This is a genomic window from Streptomyces gobitricini (assembly GCF_039532985.1).
Taxonomy (GTDB): Bacteria; Actinomycetota; Actinomycetes; order Streptomycetales; family Streptomycetaceae; genus Streptomyces; species Streptomyces gobitricini.
In genome coordinates, this window is the sequence record NZ_BAAASR010000025.1 from 24,064 (window position 1) to 40,553 (window position 16,490).

18 protein-coding genes are annotated in these 16,490 nt (G+C 68.7%); 9 read left to right on the forward strand and 9 right to left on the reverse strand.

From position 1 onward, the window contains the following. Positions 1–16 precede the first annotated feature (16 nt). The 4 genes from ABD347_RS22300 to ABD347_RS22315 all read left to right on the forward strand — a co-directional run bounded on the left by ABD347_RS22300 (position 17) and on the right by ABD347_RS22315 (position 2,737). Entirely contained in the window at positions 17–334 is a 318-nt protein-coding gene (locus ABD347_RS22300) for a hypothetical protein (RefSeq protein ID WP_344364262.1), read from the forward strand. Between the two features lie 147 nt (positions 335–481). Next, positions 482–649, forward strand: coding sequence for a hypothetical protein (locus ABD347_RS22305; protein WP_344364136.1), 168 nt, complete (start codon positions 482–484; stop codon positions 647–649). Between the two features lie 97 nt (positions 650–746). Then, complete coding sequence (locus ABD347_RS22310) at positions 747–1,946, forward strand: JmjC domain-containing protein (RefSeq protein WP_344364138.1); 1,200 nt, start codon at positions 747–749, stop codon at positions 1,944–1,946. After that, positions 1,880–2,737 (forward strand): aldo/keto reductase, encoded by an 858-nt coding sequence (locus ABD347_RS22315; protein ID WP_344364140.1) that lies wholly within the window; start codon positions 1,880–1,882, stop codon positions 2,735–2,737. Before ABD347_RS22310 ends, ABD347_RS22315 begins: the two co-directional genes overlap by 67 nt. Here the strand turns inward: ABD347_RS22315 and ABD347_RS22320 are convergent. After that, positions 2,725–3,582 carry a hypothetical protein gene (locus ABD347_RS22320; RefSeq protein WP_344364143.1) on the reverse strand — a complete coding sequence of 286 codons (858 nt, stop codon included), beginning with the start codon at positions 3,580–3,582 and terminating at the stop codon, positions 2,725–2,727. The two genes, ABD347_RS22315 and ABD347_RS22320, sit on opposite strands and share 13 nt — an antisense overlap. 516 nt (positions 3,583–4,098) lie before the next feature. Continuing rightward, positions 4,099–4,803 carry a TIGR02391 family protein gene (locus ABD347_RS22325; protein ID WP_344364144.1) on the reverse strand — a complete coding sequence of 235 codons (705 nt, stop codon included), beginning with the start codon at positions 4,801–4,803 and terminating at the stop codon, positions 4,099–4,101. A 379-nt stretch (positions 4,804–5,182) separates the two neighbouring features. Between ABD347_RS22325 and ABD347_RS22330 the strand changes: the two genes are divergently transcribed. Continuing rightward, positions 5,183–5,536 carry an SPDY domain-containing protein gene (locus tag ABD347_RS22330; protein ID WP_344364147.1) on the forward strand — a complete coding sequence of 118 codons (354 nt, stop codon included), beginning with the start codon at positions 5,183–5,185 and terminating at the stop codon, positions 5,534–5,536. A 166-nt stretch (positions 5,537–5,702) separates the two neighbouring features. Continuing rightward, entirely contained in the window at positions 5,703–6,524 is an 822-nt protein-coding gene (locus ABD347_RS22335) for an SPDY domain-containing protein (protein WP_344364150.1), read from the forward strand. Between the two features lie 105 nt (positions 6,525–6,629). On the opposite strand, the gene ABD347_RS22340 is transcribed toward ABD347_RS22335, so the two are convergent. From ABD347_RS22340 to ABD347_RS22370, 7 genes are all read right to left on the reverse strand, one after another. Further along, positions 6,630–7,154 carry a hypothetical protein gene (locus ABD347_RS22340; protein WP_344364152.1) on the reverse strand — a complete coding sequence of 175 codons (525 nt, stop codon included), beginning with the start codon at positions 7,152–7,154 and terminating at the stop codon, positions 6,630–6,632. Between the two features lie 171 nt (positions 7,155–7,325). Further along, positions 7,326–7,706, reverse strand: coding sequence for a hypothetical protein (locus ABD347_RS22345; protein ID WP_344364155.1), 381 nt, complete (start codon positions 7,704–7,706; stop codon positions 7,326–7,328). Positions 7,707–7,812: 106 nt separating this feature from the next. Beyond that, positions 7,813–9,546, reverse strand: coding sequence for a relaxase/mobilization nuclease domain-containing protein (locus tag ABD347_RS22350; RefSeq protein WP_344364157.1), 1,734 nt, complete (start codon positions 9,544–9,546; stop codon positions 7,813–7,815). Further along, entirely contained in the window at positions 9,543–10,037 is a 495-nt protein-coding gene (locus ABD347_RS22355) for a plasmid mobilization protein (RefSeq protein WP_425575738.1), read from the reverse strand. Before ABD347_RS22355 ends, ABD347_RS22350 begins: the two co-directional genes overlap by 4 nt. Before the next feature lie 205 nt (positions 10,038–10,242). Continuing rightward, positions 10,243–11,601: a hypothetical protein gene (locus tag ABD347_RS22360; protein ID WP_344364162.1), complete on the reverse strand. Its 1,359-nt coding sequence runs from the start codon at positions 11,599–11,601 to the stop codon at positions 10,243–10,245. Positions 11,602–11,695: 94 nt separating this feature from the next. Then, positions 11,696–12,400 (reverse strand): ATP-binding protein, encoded by a 705-nt coding sequence (locus ABD347_RS22365; protein WP_344364163.1) that lies wholly within the window; start codon positions 12,398–12,400, stop codon positions 11,696–11,698. Further along, complete coding sequence (locus tag ABD347_RS22370; protein ID WP_344364165.1) at positions 12,397–13,311, reverse strand: hypothetical protein; 915 nt, start codon at positions 13,309–13,311, stop codon at positions 12,397–12,399. Before ABD347_RS22370 ends, ABD347_RS22365 begins: the two co-directional genes overlap by 4 nt. Positions 13,312–13,946: 635 nt before the next feature. Between ABD347_RS22370 and ABD347_RS22375 the strand changes: the two genes are divergently transcribed. The 3 genes from ABD347_RS22375 (at position 13,947) to ABD347_RS22385 (ending at position 16,329) form a co-directional block, all read left to right on the forward strand. Next, positions 13,947–14,198 (forward strand): helix-turn-helix domain-containing protein, encoded by a 252-nt coding sequence (locus tag ABD347_RS22375; RefSeq protein WP_344364166.1) that lies wholly within the window; start codon positions 13,947–13,949, stop codon positions 14,196–14,198. 205 nt (positions 14,199–14,403) lie between these two features. Further along, positions 14,404–14,793, forward strand: coding sequence for a helix-turn-helix domain-containing protein (locus tag ABD347_RS22380; RefSeq protein WP_425575737.1), 390 nt, complete (start codon positions 14,404–14,406; stop codon positions 14,791–14,793). Positions 14,794–14,823: 30 nt separating this feature from the next. Continuing rightward, positions 14,824–16,329, forward strand: coding sequence for a LacI family DNA-binding transcriptional regulator (locus tag ABD347_RS22385; RefSeq protein WP_344364168.1), 1,506 nt, complete (start codon positions 14,824–14,826; stop codon positions 16,327–16,329). The last annotated feature ends 161 nt before the right edge of the window (positions 16,330–16,490 follow it).

The following is a 16,490-nucleotide window of genomic DNA, read 5'->3' on the forward strand; positions in this document are numbered from 1 at the left end:
CTCTGGCGGTCGCGTGATGGGACGACACGCCCTGCGAGCGACTCCGCTTCCTGACCCCGATGTCGTCTTCCGGCCCACCCGCCGCGACATCGACCCCACTACCAGGGAGCCCACGGAGTACGGGCTGTGGGACCGCCATGAATGGCAGACGCGCGGGCAGTGCTGGCTGTGGTGTGGACGCGACGACGTCGAGGTGACGTGGGTCGGGCCCGTCCGGTCGAGCGGTATGCACGCGGCGCTCTACGCCTGCCGGGCGTGTCTGTACGAGCTCGACCAGCGCGTTCTGGAGACCAACATGCGCCAAGACACGGGCGCCCTGCCGATGAATCGCTGACCTGCTCGGTCGTCGGTGTAGGACCGCGGCTCATCGCGCCCCAATGACCGCCGCTCCACGGCAATCTACCTTCTCCCACGGCCGTGGAGCGGCCATCGACCTCCCGCCGGAGCCCTGGCGGGAGAACCGAAAAGGAAGGAGCACGAGGTGGCAGAGCCCACGACACCGCCTCCCGCCCGGAGTGACCTCCTGGTGGCGGTGGAAGAGCTGACCGCCGTCCACGACCGGTACGACAGCCTCCGGTCGGACAACGCCGGCAGCTCCGGCGATTCGCCGTGGCCGGGTGGCGACGGCAACCTGCACGACAGCGAGTAGGCCCCAAGCGGTGGGGGCCGGTGCGGTCGGCCGTGTCGGCGGTTTCGGCCCCCAACCGTGTCCGAATCACGTGGTCGAACCCATGGAGGACGCAGCGATGGAACATCGGTTGATCGGCGCCATCGAGACGGCGCTCGGATGGAGCGGGGCAGAGGAGCTGGGCAAGGGCTTTGTGCGCGGGAGCATGGACGACCCCGCACTCGTCTCCCGCATCATGACTCCGAACCGTCTGCTCGACATCGCGATGCGCCGGAGCCTGAACCGCCCGCAGTTCCGGTGCTTCCAAAAGGGCGAGGAGGTCCACCCGGCCATCTACTACACCGACAGCGTCAGCCCCCGGGGCCAGAGCATCCCCATGGTCAACATGCGCAGCCTGGGCAGGCTCCTGCAAGAGGGCGCAACGGTGATCATGGATCAGGCCAACGTCTTCGATCCGACGATGGAGGTCGCCTGCCGGGCCTTGCAGTGGTGGTCCCGCGAGCGAGTCCAGGTCAACGCGTACCTGACGACGAATGACGCCGCCGGCTTCCCCCTGCACTGGGACGACCACGATGTCGTGATCGTCCAGCTCGCGGGTGAGAAGGAGTGGGAGGTGCGCGCGGCCTCCCGCAAGGTCCCGATGTACCGGGACTCCGACCCCAACAACACTCCGAGCGACGAAATCATCTGGTCCGGCGTCATGCGGACCGGCGACGTCATGCACATCCCTCGCGGCCACTGGCACCAGGCGACACGGACCGGTAGCGGCTCCGGCAAGAGCCTTCATGTGACGTTCGGCATCACCAAGCGCACGGGAGCGAGCTGGCTCGCCTGGCTAGGCGACTGGTGCCGCGAGCGGGAGATCTTCCGGCACGACCTCGACCGCTGGCACGGAACCGGCGGCGAAGACCTGACCGCGGCCGCCGTCCAGCTCGTCGGGGAACGCTCCCCGGCCGACTTCCTGGCCGCGTACGAGCAGGAGACGACGCTGCCTCGGCACGTGCCGTTCCTCGACATACTCGGGCCGCTCGACGCCGTGGTGTGCACCACCCATTTCCCTCCCCGGATACAGGAACGCGGGGACGAGACCGTCGACCTCGTGGCCTCGGGGAAGAAGCTCACCCTGGCAGCTAAGGCCCTGCCCTCCCTCAGGCTGTTGCTGAGTGGCGGGCCGGTTGTGTTGGAGTCGGCAGCCGCCGTGGTCGGGGCCGACGTGACTGACGTCGCCGAGATCCTGGTGAAGGAGGAGCTGTGCGCGGTGCTGACCCCCGAGTTGTCCTCGGGTTACACCGATCTCGTCACGAACGCCGTCTCCTGACCGGGGCGCTGGACCTCGGTGTCACCGCGCTCGACACCAGCACCAACTACCTCGGCTTCCGCTCACATCAGACTCTGGGGCGGACGGCCGGTGACCTGCTGCCGGAGTTCACGATCTCCACGAAGGTCGGCTATTTCGCGGGGCCGGGGGGAGTGGAGCACTCCCTGGATCCCATACGACTGCACGCTGCTGTGGAACAGGCGGCCGAGGATCTCGGACGGGAGCCGGACGTAGTGTTCCTGCACAACCCGGAACACTCGGTCCGCGAAGCCGCCCCTCACCACCAGGAAGTGCTGGCACAGGCATTTGCCGCCCTCGACGACGCGACGGCAAAGGGGCTGTGCGCCGCCTGGGGCGTCGCGTCCTGGGACCCGTCACCGCTGCTCAGCTTGATCCACACAACTGTGGCGAAGCCGGCGGTCCTCATGGTCCGCGCCGGCTTGCTCGTCGGAGCGGGAACGCTGGATGCCGCCGATACCCTCACCAAGGCGTGGGGTCTCGACGGCGGCCACGTGTGGGGGATGAGCCCTTTCGGAGGCAGCACCAGCGCCCCAGTGTGGGCCCGGATCGACCCCCGCGTCTTCCTCCGTGACAGCAGTCGACTCACCCGTGTGCAGTCGGCATTTAGAGCCGCCTACCACCTTCCGCAGGTCGGTTCCGTCGTCGTAGGCACCGATGAGCCCGCCCATCTGAGCGAACTCGTCGGCGCCCTGGCGGCCGAGGTCGAGGAACGGACCATCCAGGAATACCGGAGGCTCCTTCGGAACCGCTCGCGCGGTCAGCCAACCTGAAGCTCCTTGCTGATCTCCTCAGCCATGCGCCGGGCAGGTTCCAGCCGAGGGTCCTCCGGGTGCGCGTGCGGCCCGAGGATCTTCGAGCACACGAACAACGTCATCAGCTTGCCGTCCCGGCTCTCGAAGTCCGCCCGGCGCTCACGCCGCACACGATCGGCCAGGGCCGGGACAGCAAGGGAACTCGCCCACAGAGAGGCCGAATCCAGCCCCAGCGGTGCCCTCCCCCAGTCCTCCCAGTCGAAGAGGCTGAATGCCGGCGCGGTCACGTTCGCCCAGTTCAAATCCGCGTGGGCCGGTACCCACCGCTCCACTGTCGTATCGAAGTCGGCTGGGAAGACTCTGCGGATGGACTCGGTGACGAGGGCCTGGGTGATGGTGACGGTGTCCGGCGTGGCGACCCGCGCAGTGTCCTGCGCCGCCAGAGCATCCAGCGAGGCGTTCAACGCCTCCCACCAGTCATCCGGCAGCTCCGGGGCTTCACCCACGATGGCGCTTCCGACGGGAGCCCCCGGCAGGAGCTCGGTTTCATCGGCCCGCCACATCACAGGCTCATCCGGGTCCCGCCAGACCACACATCCGAGCCATTCGGGCTGGGCGATGCCTTCCAGCCGCGCGGCACTTTCAGTGCCGTTCCACCCCTGCTCGGGAATTTTATCGAGCAAGCGCCGCTCAATCCGCACCCAGGTATCGCGGTCTGTTCTGGCCCCCACGGATCGGCGCTTGCGCACCGCTGTGTCTTGGACCAAGCGCACTTGGAAAGATCGCTCGATGCGATCAAGAACCTCGTCAACCGGCTGCACCCGTAGATCCACAGCCTGACCCGTGGAGACCGAGAGCGTCATGCAGCGACCGTAGCAGCGGCTGGGTGGGTGTAGGAACTCGCGGACCGTGGCATAAGACGGCGCGCTGACCAGCAGGATTTTGCTCTGTCTCATGGCGTGGCCAGACACTCTTGTCTCAGGGCGGGCTGCATTTCCTCACTCCCCTTCGGCGGCCACGGCCCTGTTCTCGTATAGCAACGACGTACGGACATGTAGCGCTGCGTGACTTCCGCGGCCTCGTTTCCCCTGGCTGGGCGCCTCGCTGAACTGAACGCGTGATTTCGGTCGTGGTGGACGAGCGCGGTGCGGCAGGACTGGGAGCCGGAGGACCTGATCGAAGTCTGGACGCTGCTCGAAGAGCCGGCCGGGCAGGACAGGGTCCCAGGAGGTGTCCACGCCCTCCATCTGCTCCGGTCCGCCTTGGTCCACGTGAACGCGCTGCTGATCAGCAGGTCCTCGCCGATCCGAAGTGGGCCGACGCCTTACCGAGGCTGACCGGTGGGCGCTGTCCCCTCTGTTCTGGACGCACGTGAACCCTTATCTGGACACTTGGCAGCTGTCGATGATGCGGGCGAGGACGCTGAGGGTAGCCAGCTGTTCCAGTGCCTCCTGCTCCGTCCACTCGCCGGTTTCATGTGCGGCTGGGTTTCTGATTGCGAAGAAGACCCCGAGCCCGAGTTGCAGGGCGCCCCGCTGCCGACTCTGGACGGTGGGGCTCGTCGGATCGCCCGGGATGCGGAGTCTGGGCTTGCCCGGCTCGGGGGCCTTGTCGCTGAATGCCTCCTGAACGAGCTTGTCGTCGGCAATATCACTGCGGCCGAGTTTGTTCTGCATGTGGGCGTTGATGGAGCTGGCGGCAGTATGGACGGCAGCTCGGAAGTGCTGAGACTCCCAGAATGGGCGGGCAGCGTCCCATACCCATGAGTGGAACTGGTCTGCAGCGATGCTGGGCGCATCAGGCGCCAGCCGAACAGCCCACTCATCCATGTCGGCGAGGATGCCGAGCCCTCGTAGCACCTGGTTGCGCGATGTCGCGACGCCGGCCATCACGTCGATGTTGACGGTTTTTGCGAGCTGAGGATCAAGCCTGTGCAGGATCTGCTTGACCGTGGGTTCTGACTGATGCAGCTGTGCTCGCAGATCCTTGTCTCCGAGCACGTCGCCGGGTCTCTTGCTGTCCTGATAGCGCACGGCCAGGCTGGCAAAGTTTTCGAGCTGCTGGCGCATCCAGTCACGATCCATTCCCGCAGGGTAGGGCGGAGAGGGTGGCCGCCGAGGGAAGTTGAGAGTCAGGCTCGCCGAGGTCGACGAGGAGGTTGTGGAGTCGGTCGGCGATGGCGTGGATCGCGACGTCCGATCGTCCGCGCTCGGCAACCGCCTATCAACACCCGAACGAGTGAGGGCGCCCAGCTGCACGTATCAGCGCCACGCCATATGTGGTCCCGGAATGCGATTGCCGCTGAGAATGTGGCGCGCTTATTGAGAACCCACAGTGGGGGCCCGCCGCCCAGTTCGCCGGGGGCAGACAGCGAACAACCACGAATGACTGGCCAACGCACGCGAGGGCATGTCAACGTAGACCACCTTCTTGCAAACCACCAGGTCAAAGAGATGATCGCCTGTGACTCCGGAACCCCCGAGTCCCGGATTCTCCACCACCATCGAGGCCCTGCGGTTGCGTGAGTGGCACCTCGGTCCGGGGCAGCCCACGCTCGTAATGGATCAATTCCGCGCCGACGACTTCAACCTGGTCGTCGACGACCACGCGGACGTACACGTCAACTCGAAGTGCGGCTCCTTCTATCTCGGATGGTTCCCGTCCGGCCGCCCGGGCACCGACGGCGAGGGATGGAAGATCGCCGTTACTGGTACGGCCAAGGTACGCGGCTACCAGATGTCCTTCGACACCGAGACGCCGGCCGATATTGTCGCCGCCGCAGTCGCTCGCGTGCTGGAGACCTCTCAGCAGGTGTGACAGCAGAGGCCCGCCCGTGGAGCCCCTCGGGCGGCCCTTTGCCCGTCTCACGAGGCGGGGATATGAACACGAAGCTCGTCATCGGACATCCGAGGCCGCCGCAGAACCGGCCCGGCACTCATGCCCAGCGCCAGGTACCACTGGCGGCAATGAGACCCCCAAGCCCTTGGAGGCGCCCCTGCATCCCAACTTCCCGGCCGACTCACCCACCCCGGCCAGCGTCCCGTCCGCGTACTGGGTCGGTCCCCGTCACCTGGCTGGTGACGACGGATGTCTGTACGACGCCGTCGCTGACACCCTCGCTGGCCTGGGCTGGACGGGCCTGACGATCGTCCGTGGCCGCCAGGAGCCGGACGAGGCTCCGGAGGCCCGCCAGGTCCTGCGCAGCACCGTCCTTCACATCAGTTCGGACTCGCTGCGGTGGGCGCAGTGGGTCTTGCCGGACGAGCCGTTCCATCTGGGGAATCTGCCGATCGCCTGGCAGGTCTCCGCCCGTACGGACACGAGCAGTCCGCTCGCGGAGTGGTCCGCCTACTTCACCCCCGATGTCCCGGCCGAGCTCCTCACGGACTTCCTCCTCGCGCTCGATGAGTGCAACCACCCCACCACCGCGTTGACCGGGCCCGAGGCGGTCCTCGACGCGGTCACCGCGCAGGGCTGGCTCCGCGACGTCGAGGAGCCCCATTCGACGGCGATGCATCCCACCTTTACCTCGCGTCTCAGCCTCGGTGAGGTGCCGCCCCTCATCCAGGACGCCGACCCCCGCGTCCTGACCACAGAGTCGGATGAGGCAGGGCCGTTCGGATGGCAGGCGTGGGCGGAGCCCGCGATGGGCGCACCGTTTCTGTGGGCTGCGTCGTTCGGTGCCAGTGTGCCGCACGGTCTTGTCGCCGCATTCGCCTCCTCGCTCAGCTCCACCGCACCGGTGCTGCGCCGGGTGCTACCGGAGAGCACGCGGGACCGGCTCCTGCGCGTCCCGGCCAGCTGAGAACTGGCCCGCGCTATGAAGCCGGGCCTCCCGTTTGGGAGGCCCGGCTTCGCGCTGCTTTGGCGTCTCTCACGCGTTACCCACGCCGAGTCCGTGGACCTGGCCTCAATCCGTAGGGCGCGTCGTGCGAAGGCGCTCGTTCTCCGCTTCCAAGTGGGCGATGCGGCGTTCAAGCTCGGCACGAGTCGCTCGCTTCGGCGTCTCCGCCTGCGCGACTCGGGAGGCTGGCGGCTGGCCGACAAGCCCGAGGGGCTCGAAAGCCACGATGACGGACGGGTTCTTCCCGCATTCCGAGCACCGCATGGAGGAGGAACCATGCAAGGTCGGTTTGCCATTCTTGCGGTGACTCCGGGTCTCGGTGATGTGGCCGCAGTACAGGCGTACTCGCCAGCGCATGATCTCGTGGTCACGCGTCTTCATGGACTGGATCAGCTTCCAGGTTTCTTCGGCATTCTGACGAGCACGCTCTGCCAGCTCGGGGGCTGCGCGGAGCTGGGCCATGCGCTTCTCGACTTGTCGGTGAGCCCACCGTTCGATGGCTTCGCTCTGCTCCTGATCGCGGTGATCGCTGCGTGTGAGTTGGTACTTCTCCAGCGGTATGCCGCTGCTCTCGTAGATGACCTCAGGCATGGCCGGGAGCGTAGCTCTGGCCACCGCGCGGGTGGAGGGGTACGACCCAGGTTGATCGGCCGACCCTTGGGTTTGATCAGTCCTGGACCTGATCGCCAGTGGCCGGCGGCCGGGAATCGACCAGGCCGCCGGCCACTTCTTCACTGTGGTCGCTGAGTGACGCGGCCTTCGCTAGAAGGCATACGGGGCGAAGGAACGGACCGGTTCGATTGTGAGACCGAGGAGGCGATCGAACTCAGCTCGTTCGACCTCGTTCATGAGCTGAACGGCGTTGCCAAGGTTCTTCTCGGTGAGCTGCTCCATGAACGGTGCGAGGAAGCGCTCCAGAACCTCCGGGACTTCGTCCATCGTGCGCCGGTACTCCCGGTATCGCTTGAACTGGTCCTGTATCTCTTCGAACTCGACGCGAGTGGCACTGAGGACGAGTGCCTGCTCCTCCTTGCTGAACGGGCGCCCGTCGCGGTGGATCCACCTCTTGGTTTCACGCCAGCGCTTGATGTCCGCGTCGCAGAGTAGGACGACGATGTTGGGGCGGGCTGTGGTCTTGGGCATACGGGTGCTCCTCACAGGAGTCGGGTGGGTGGAGGCACCAATGGTCCGGAGGATCGCCGGTTTGCCCAACCGGCGATCGTCGGCTATGTTCCGCCCGCTTTGCCGGTCAGCGACGACGGCTGGGGTCGTTCACGGCACTGGCCGTCGGTGGTGTAGTGGGCGCCGGGGATGGTGCGCGGGTTGCCTCGGGCGGGTGTGCCCTGGGGGTTTCGGGTGCGGCGGGCAGATGGGCGCTGCGGCGCAGGCGCCAGATGAGCACGTCGCTGATGGAGGCGGCGGTGTCGAGCTCGCGCCGTCGGGTGGCTTCGGCGAGCAGGGCGGCCGGGTCGTGACCGGCTCTGCGGGCGTCGTCGAGGGTGGTGGCCAGGGCGGGCCAGCCCGGCTCGGCCCGGATTCGTTCGGCCAGCTCTGGCAGCACCTGGTGGAGAAGGTCTGCTTGCTGCTGCCGAAGACGCGGGGCCAGACGCTGGCCTCGCTGGCGCAGGATGGCCATGGGTTGGGCTGCGGCGGCTTGGTAGGCGGCGCGGATGTGTTGGGCGGCTTGTTCGGCGGCGGCTGCCTGTTGGCTGTGATGCTTCCTGGCGTGCCAGTTCGCCGCGGCGGTGGCGAGGAAGAAGACCATGTCGATGAGCATGGCGGTGGTGGCGCCGTCTTCGCCGCGGCCGAGGACGGGACCGCTGTGGACGAGATCGCGGGCAGCCTGGCGCAGGGCACGGTCGTGCCCGCGTACGGCCTTCACATGGGAGCGGCTGGCCCGCTCGAACACGAACGCCGCCTCGCGCAGCTGAGCGCGGGTGTGGGCGGCGGAGGTCTTGGCGAGTGCGTCGAGGATCTCCCCGGCTGCGGCGATTTGGGCTGCTGCTGTGCCGTCGTCGCCGTGGTCGATGATCAGCAGAGCCTGCCAGGTGGCGGCGGAGGCCCGGCGCCGCGCGAACGCGGGACCAGTCACGTCCGGCAGGGCGGGTTGCTCCGGCCCGAAGCTGTCTGCCGAGGCGGCAGCCTCCGCCGGGAGGGCCCAGCGTTCGCGGATGCGGGGCAGGGACAGATCGGGTGCGAGCGTGGAGCCCGCGTAGAACACCGGCTCCTTCTCACCGTTGCGGTCATCGGGCAGCGCGACCTTGTAGCCGAGCAGGTCGCCGGAGGGCGCGATGCGCTTGCGGATCAGAAGACCGGCGGCGGCCAGCCGGTCGAAGAACTCCTCCTCGCTCGTCGCGCCGGCCACCGCACGCCGTACGGTCTCCCGCAACTCCTCGCGCGCCGGGCGCTCCCGACCCTCGCGTTCGGCCTTGTGCCGCTCCGCACTGGTGGCCCGCTTGGCGGCGGTGCCGTCCCCAGGCGCGACCCGGTGCAGGCCGAGTTCCTTCTCGATCAGGCGGCACTCGGCCTGGGCGCGTTTGCCGGAGCGGTGGTGATCGGGGCGGCGGCCGTCCTCGCGGATCAGTGTGGCGATGATGTGGATGTGGTCGTCGGCGTGCCGGACTGCTGCCCAGCGGCAGCCAGCGCCGTCGCCAGGGTCGATGCCGGTGGCGGCGACCATGCGACGGGCGATATCGCCCCACTGCTCGTCGGACAGGATCGGGTCGTCGGGGGCGGCGCGCACGGAGCAGTGCCAGACGTGCTTGTCGGGACGCTGGCCCGCATCGAGCAGCGACAGGGGCTGGTCGAGGAGGTGCTGGAGGTCCTTCTTCGTCGCCGAGGGGTCGCGTCCGGGGTCGGGGGCCATGCCGTCGAACGAAGCGACCAGGTGCGGGTCGATGTGCTCCTCGTGGGTGCCCTTGCCGTAGAGGTAGTGCAGGAGGCCGAGGGTGTTGCTGCCCTGCTTGTGGATCCGAGGGATCAAGCGGCCTCTTCCTCCTGTCGGTTGGTAATCCTGTCGGCTGCCCGCTGGGCGGCCTGCGCGGCGCGTTGCAGATCGTCGAGAGCGGCGGCGAAGTGCGGTGCGTCGGCACCGGAGTTCAGTGCTTTGGCGATTTGGTTGACGTTGCTGCCGGCCCAGCCGAGCTGGCGGCGTACGCCGAACAGCGCGGTCAGGACATCTCGCTCGGTGGCGATGGCCGCCGCGGTACGCGCTTGGTCGCGGGCGGCGGCCAGGGCGGAATAGGCGAGGAACCCGGCCACGCTCATGCCGACGTGGTCGGCGCCGGCCTGGATGATGGCGAGTTCGTCCTCGTTGAGGCGGACGCTGTGGGCGGGGCGCTGCTTCTTGTCGCGTGGGCGTGACTTTCCCTTCTTGGCCTTGCACTTGTGGCTGCTGGCCTTGCCTGGCTGCGGTCCGCCCTCGGTCGCAGCCTTCCCGTCCGGCGCCCCCTGGCGCAGGTCGGGCCCCGCCACCCCCGGGGCGGGGTCGGGTCCGGACACTCCCCCCGCGGGGGAGTGTCCGGACCTCCAACTTGCTCCGCTTGGGGCAGACGTCATCTCCCGAGTGACGACGATGTCGTTGAGGGCCTTGGAGGTGGGATCGTGCATGTGCTCTCCGAATCGGTGGGGGAGTAGGCGTGGGTGGTGTCAGCTGGGGGCGGGATCCTTGCGGCCTGCCTCAGTGGGGATGGCTGGTGCGAGCGGTCTTCAGCTCGGCCTTGACGGTGCGGACGACCTCGGCGGCGCGGTCGCTGGCGATGCGGTAGCCGTCAGCGCGTACAGCCGCCTCCAGCAGGTCGCGGGAGAGACGTTCGGTGTCCTGGTGGATGCGGTGGGCGTACTGGACGAGGACGTCCCAGGAGGCGTCGGGCTTGCGGCCCGGCCGCTTCGGTTTCGCTGCCGCGGCATTGCCCGGATCGGCCCCCGCTGCCTCGCCCGCTATCGGTTCCGGGCGCTCGGCCGGGGCTGCGGGGTGTTGCGGACGGTCACCGGAACTCGCGCTGGAGCGGTCTGCGGGTTCCGGGCGGGCGGATTGCGGGCGGGCCGCCCGGTGAGCGTCTTCGCTGCCCGCATTCGACGAGGAAGAGCCGCCCGCCGTCTTCGCCCGCTTCGGAGAGATGGCGCGCGGGCGGGCCTGCCCGGAAGTGCTGGGGGCGTACGAAGCCGGGGCGTGCCAGCGCGGGGGCAGGGTGATGGAGGCGAGGCCGAGGGCTTGTTTGCGAGTGGCGAGCTTGCGCAGCAGCAGCTCGTCTTGGAGCGGGTCACCGTCGACGTCGGCCCGCTCCAGCGCCTCGTGCAGGCGATAGGAGAGGCGTCGGCCCCGCAGCCTGCCGCGCTGTCGCTCGGTCATCGCTTCGGCGCGGAGGATCAGGGCGACGGCTTCGCTCAAGGCGCGCTCACGGATGAGCCGGGCGGCGTCGGCGTCCTGGTCGGCGATGCCGAGCCGGGCCAGCAGCCGTTCGCGGGTCTGTCGGACGAGGACGGCGGCCAGACTGCGGGAGGCGGCCTGGGGGGTGCGGTGGCGCAGCTCGATGCCCATGGCCAGGTGCCACAGCATGGCGGCCATGACCGGGCCGATGAGAGCGCGCACGGTGCCGCCGACGAGCCCGAACTCGGCGTAGGCGGGGATGATCTGCACGCCGGTGATTACCCACACCAGGGCGCCGGGGAGGCCCGGCGCGCGTGCGGGCCCGTTGAGGTTCTGGCGTGCCATCAGGGCGGTCGCGAACAGGGCGAGCTCGGCGGTGGCGAACATGAAGGCGCGCTCGACGGTGCTGCCCATGTCCAGGTAGTCGGCGGCGAAGCGCCAGCTGGTGTCGGCGCTGTAGGCGGTGCACGCCAGCGCGGCTAGCGCAGCTGTGATGACTGCGGCTGAGCGACGGCGGTGCGGGTCACTGTGGCGGCGTTGGCCGCGCCTGACGAGCAGGCCCACGGACAGCGCGCCGACCGCGAGGGCCAGGACGGCGAGGGACAGAGACGTGCCGTGCCCGAACGCGGCGGCGGGCATGGCGAGCGGACGGGTGGGTGCAAGAAGCATGCGGGTACTCCGAGGGGCCGCTGCGTCCGCGCAGGCAGGGGGGCGCGGACACGCGGACTGGGGGATGGAGGTGAGGGGTGTGGCGGCCTGCGGGTCAGGCTGCGGCCGTGGCGTGACGCCTTCGGTCGGTGCCGGTGAGGATGACGCGGCGGGTCATTTCCGCCAGGCGGGAGGCGACGCGGTCACCGACGGCGTCGCGCAGGGCGTCGGTGGGGAGGTTGGTGGTGATGAGAGTGGGGAGCATCTCGGTGTAGCGGCGGTCGATCAGCCGGTACGTCAGCTCCTCGGTCCACTCCGACTGCTTGGCCGCGCCGAGGTCGTCCAGGATCAACAGGGGGCAGCGGGCGAGTGCCGCCAGATCCCGTTCGGCGTCGTGGCCTTGGCGCGGGCGCAGGCGGGCGTAGAGGTCGGGGGTGTTGACAGCCTCCCAGCGCAGCCGCACCCCGGCGGTCAATAGCGAGCGTACGGCGCCGTACGCCTGGTGAGTCTTCCCCGTCCCGGTGGGGCCTGCGATCAGCAGCGACGGGCCACACGCGATGCCCCGCATGCCACTCGGGCCTAGCCGAGCGACACGAGTGACCTCATCGACCCAGTCGCTGACCTGTGTGTGGGAGGCCAGGGCATCGCGGTAGCGGGGCGGGATGCGGGCGGCGGCCAGCTCCAGCGCGGTTACCGGCTGCGAGGGAGCCTCGGCGGGCAGGGCGGCGGCGTCGATGCCCCGGTCGGCGAGGATCGCGTCGAGGCGGGCCACCAGCGTGCTGACGCGCTGCGGTTCTCGGACGGCGGTGGCGGTGGTCACAGCTGCCCTCCGTAGGCGGCCTCGACGTCAGCTGGCGCGGGGTTGGTCCAGGCCCGGTGCGGGGCGCCAGCCCTTGGGGCGTTCATGGCCTCGTTCACCAGAGCGGGCAGCAGCCTCGCGGACAGGCCCTTGGCGCGCATGCGGTCCATCCCGGCGCGGATGTGGGCGGGCGCGATGCCCTCGCCGAGCAGCTTGCCGACGACTCGGCCGAGCTGGCCGAGCACGTCGCTGGGCGGACGGTGCGCGCAGCCGGCGGCGTACTCGTCGACGAGGTCCTGGGCCGACACTGAATCCGAGAGGGAAGCTTCGGGTGTACGGGGCGCGGGGGCGCTCGCGCCCTCCACCGCTCCCTTTCCTAGATCCCTGATCCTAGGTCCTAGATCCGGACCGTGAGCCTTCACGGCATCTGCGTGCGGTTGCGGTGAAGGCTCACTGAATCCGCCCTGACCTGCGGATTCGTTTTTCACGGAAGGCTCCCGGCGATGACGTGAGCTTTCATGGAGCCCTGCATGAGGGAGCATGCCCATTCCGTGAGCCTGCGCGGAGGGCGCGGCGGACCGGCTTCCCTGGTGGTGCGGGCAGAGCGGGTGGCGGCTGCCACTGGGCCGGTTGATCTTCTGATGCTTGGCCCAGGTGGAGATGTGCAAGTACCGCTTGCCGTCCTCGCCTTCATACCGGCAGATCAGCCCGGCCCCGTCGAGCTGGTTGAGGTCGTCCTCAACCTCCAGCGGCCCGTGCTCGGGGCGCAAGGACCACAGGGCGCCGGCGATGACGGCGGCCTGGTCGCGGAAGCAGCCGTGGTCGTCGGCCTGGGTGAGCAGCCCGAAGAAAGTCCGCTCGGCATGCACGCTCACCGCGGCGAGCGACTCGGAGATGAAGGCTTCGGGCTTGATGGTGCGTATCCGTGCCATGCCTATCGCCCCGCCTTCGCGGACAGGGCGGCGAGGCTGGGCGACGGGGATGCGACTACGGCCGCGGGGGCTGTAGCGTGATGGTGCATAGACGGTTCCTCACCCGGTGGCGTTGCGACAGCCACCGTCCTTGGTCGTTCGGGTGCGGGCGACATCGGTAGGGGACTTCCTGACCCCCGGCGTTGGCCCGCCGGGGGTTTCTTCATGCCCTCGCTCCCCGGAGGTCGCGGTGGCATAGCCAAGACAGGCACACCGTCCCCGCACAAGTCCAGCATTACGCCGAGAAAGCAAACAGCTCACGGCGAACGCGTCGTGCGGGGCTTTCCTAAAACGGTAGACCCGAATCGCCGGTTGACGAAAGAGCGGCACAAATCGGACAACTGGTCACTGCTTTCCCGACTGAGTTCTCCCGGGGCGCACTGCCACAGGCCCCGACGTCAGGCCAGGTCAGGACGGCTCTTGGTCGTACGCAACCAGGAAGGGAGCGACGCTCCCGGTGATTTCGCCAGCGGCCAATCCCGTGCTATGTTCCGTCGCTTTCCAGCGGCTGGGTAGGGAACCTGACAACAAAGAGGCGGAACATAGCAGCGAATCACCGGTTACCAAAACCGCGCATCCAGAGCTACAACAGACGCATGCCAAATAGCCCAATGGAAATCGGCCCGGCCGGAACGCGAGCCGCCCGCGCTATTGAGCGAGCCCGTACCACCCGGGGGTTCGCCCAGCGCCAACTGGCCGCCCGCGCGACCGCGCTGGGCCACCCCATGACCATCACGACGGTCTCGCGTATCGAACGCCGACGCCGCCGCTGCGACGTCGACGACCTCGTCGCCATCGCAGCCGCTCTCGGCGTCTCCCCGCTCGCCCTCCTCACCGAGCCGAGCTAGCGACCCGAGCCCCTCCGCGCGCTCGCCGGGTGGGCCAACACCCGTCAGCCGCTGCCAACGTCGCCTCGCCCGTACCCGATCGATCAACCCCGGCGCGTCCGCCTTCGCACCGCCGCGCCAGAGAAGGAACCTCCTTTGTGCCGAGAGGCCATACCGCCTGCCATGCTGCCCTCCCCGCTCCGCACCGCGAAGGCGGTGATCACGCATGGCTGACCCCCGCTTCGACGCCACGCGCCCGGCCACGGGCGGACCAGAGGTCCCGCGCGACGTAGTTCTGCCTCGGCTCTACCGCCCCGCGGAGATCGCCGCAGCCCTCGGCTGCTCAGTCTGGTGGGTAAAGGACCGAGCCCGCCGACGCCTCATCCCCTTCACCTACGTCGGCGGTGCCTATCGATTCACCGCCGACCACTTCGCGGAGATCATCCGTGCCCATGAGGAGGCGCCGGCCCGAAAGCCGAAGCGCTCAAAGCCGGTTGCGCCTCCCGAGCCGAAAGCTTTCGCCTCCCAGCGGCCGGAGCCGACGTCGCCCGCCGTTCGTCTTCAGGCCCGGCCACCACGCCGCCTGCTCAAGGCTCAGTACGGACGCGCTGCTTAGCACACCCTGCAAGAGAGAAGGGAGGGGACGTTGGGGTACGCGGAGAAGCGGGCTACCTATTGGCGCGGCCGCTACAAGATCGAGGACGGCAAGTACGGCACGGTCACCGACCCCACCGGGGCGGTGGTCAAGTTCGCCACCAAGCGCGAGGCCAGGCAGGCCGCAGACGAGGAAGAAGCCAAGGTCCGGCGCGGCACTTGGCGTGACCCGGCCCTTGGCCAGGAGACCTTCGGCGAGTACGCGAGCCGCTGGTACGACGCCCAGGACCTAGCCGCCTCGACCATGCAGAACTACAAGCGCCACATCGAGGAGCACCTGCTCCCCGACTTCGAGGACAAGGCGCTCGCCGGCATCCTTCGCTCGGACGTCGACGCCTGGGAGAAGAAGGAGAAGGCCGTGTACGCGGCCTCCAGCGTCAAGACCTGGCGCTCTACGCTGCACCTGATCTTCGAGGACGCGATCGACGAGGGCCTGATCACGTCGAACCCGGCGGCCAGGCGGCGTGGGCGCGGCAAGCGTGCTGGTCGCTCGCGCGACCGTGGTCCGGAGAAGGTGGTCACCGACGCGCTCGGCATCTTGCTCACGGCGGAGCCGGCTGCCCTGCTGTCCGGGCGTGACGACGAGTTCGTCGCCGTCGTCCTCAAGGGCTACACCGGCAAGCGCTGGGGCGAGATCGTGGGCCTGGAGACCGAGTTCGTTCGGCCCGACGCGTTCCGCGTCGAGTGGCAGTTGTACGAGCTGGACACCGGCGAGCTGGTGCGCTGCCCGCCCAAGGACGACAGCTACCGCACCATCGACTCGATGGACTGGCTGTCAGCCCTGGTCTTCGACCACATAGCCCGTACGAAGCCGACGCCCTGCACCTGCCATGGGAGGACGTACGTCTTCCGAGGCCAGGGTGCTGCTCGCACCGGTGGTCACCAGGGTGCCAAGCTGGTCGACGTCGCGCGGTTGGCCGGGGTCTCCACGGGGACGGTGTCCAACGTCCTCAACCGCCCCGACCGCGTCGCCGAAGCCACGCGGGGGCGGGTCGAGCAGGCCATCGCGGACCTGGGGTTCGTGCGAGGTGGCACTGTTTCTGGGCACGCTGCCCATTGGCGCAGAAACGGTTTTGGGACCTGGCTGTTCACCCCAGCAGCTTCCGGCTGGTACCCGAAGAAGGCCCCACAGGAGGCGCGACCCGTACCCATCCTCGGGGAGCCGTGGCCCGGCGTCCCGGCCCGAGGACGAGGTGCCACCGATCGCGCCGATGCCTGCTGGCTTCCGATCGCCAAGGGCCTCACCCCCCACGGCCTCCGTCATACCCACCGGACGATGATGGAAGACTTGGGTACAGAGAAGATGCTCATGGACGAGCGCATGGGCCACCTCGACGGCTCGGTCTCCGCCCGCTATGCCCACGTGACTCCCGGCATGCGTCTGCGTCTCATGCTGGGGCTGACCGAGCAGTGGGAGGCAGCACTCGACGCCCGCCAGGGGATGTGCCCGACGTCTCCGGTAGCGGTACTCGACCGGCTGCTCTGTGGGCGCAGCTAGGCACCGTACGGCGGATCTTGCGACCATCTGCATCAGGTCGCTTTACTCGTCCCTTGCCAGGGATGGCGGTCCGGGGACCCAGGTGCACGCGGGCAGCGTCGCCGACTGGCACGTCGGCGGGGATCGCCGCCCGGCCAGTACCGGCGGCCCGTGGCGTATGG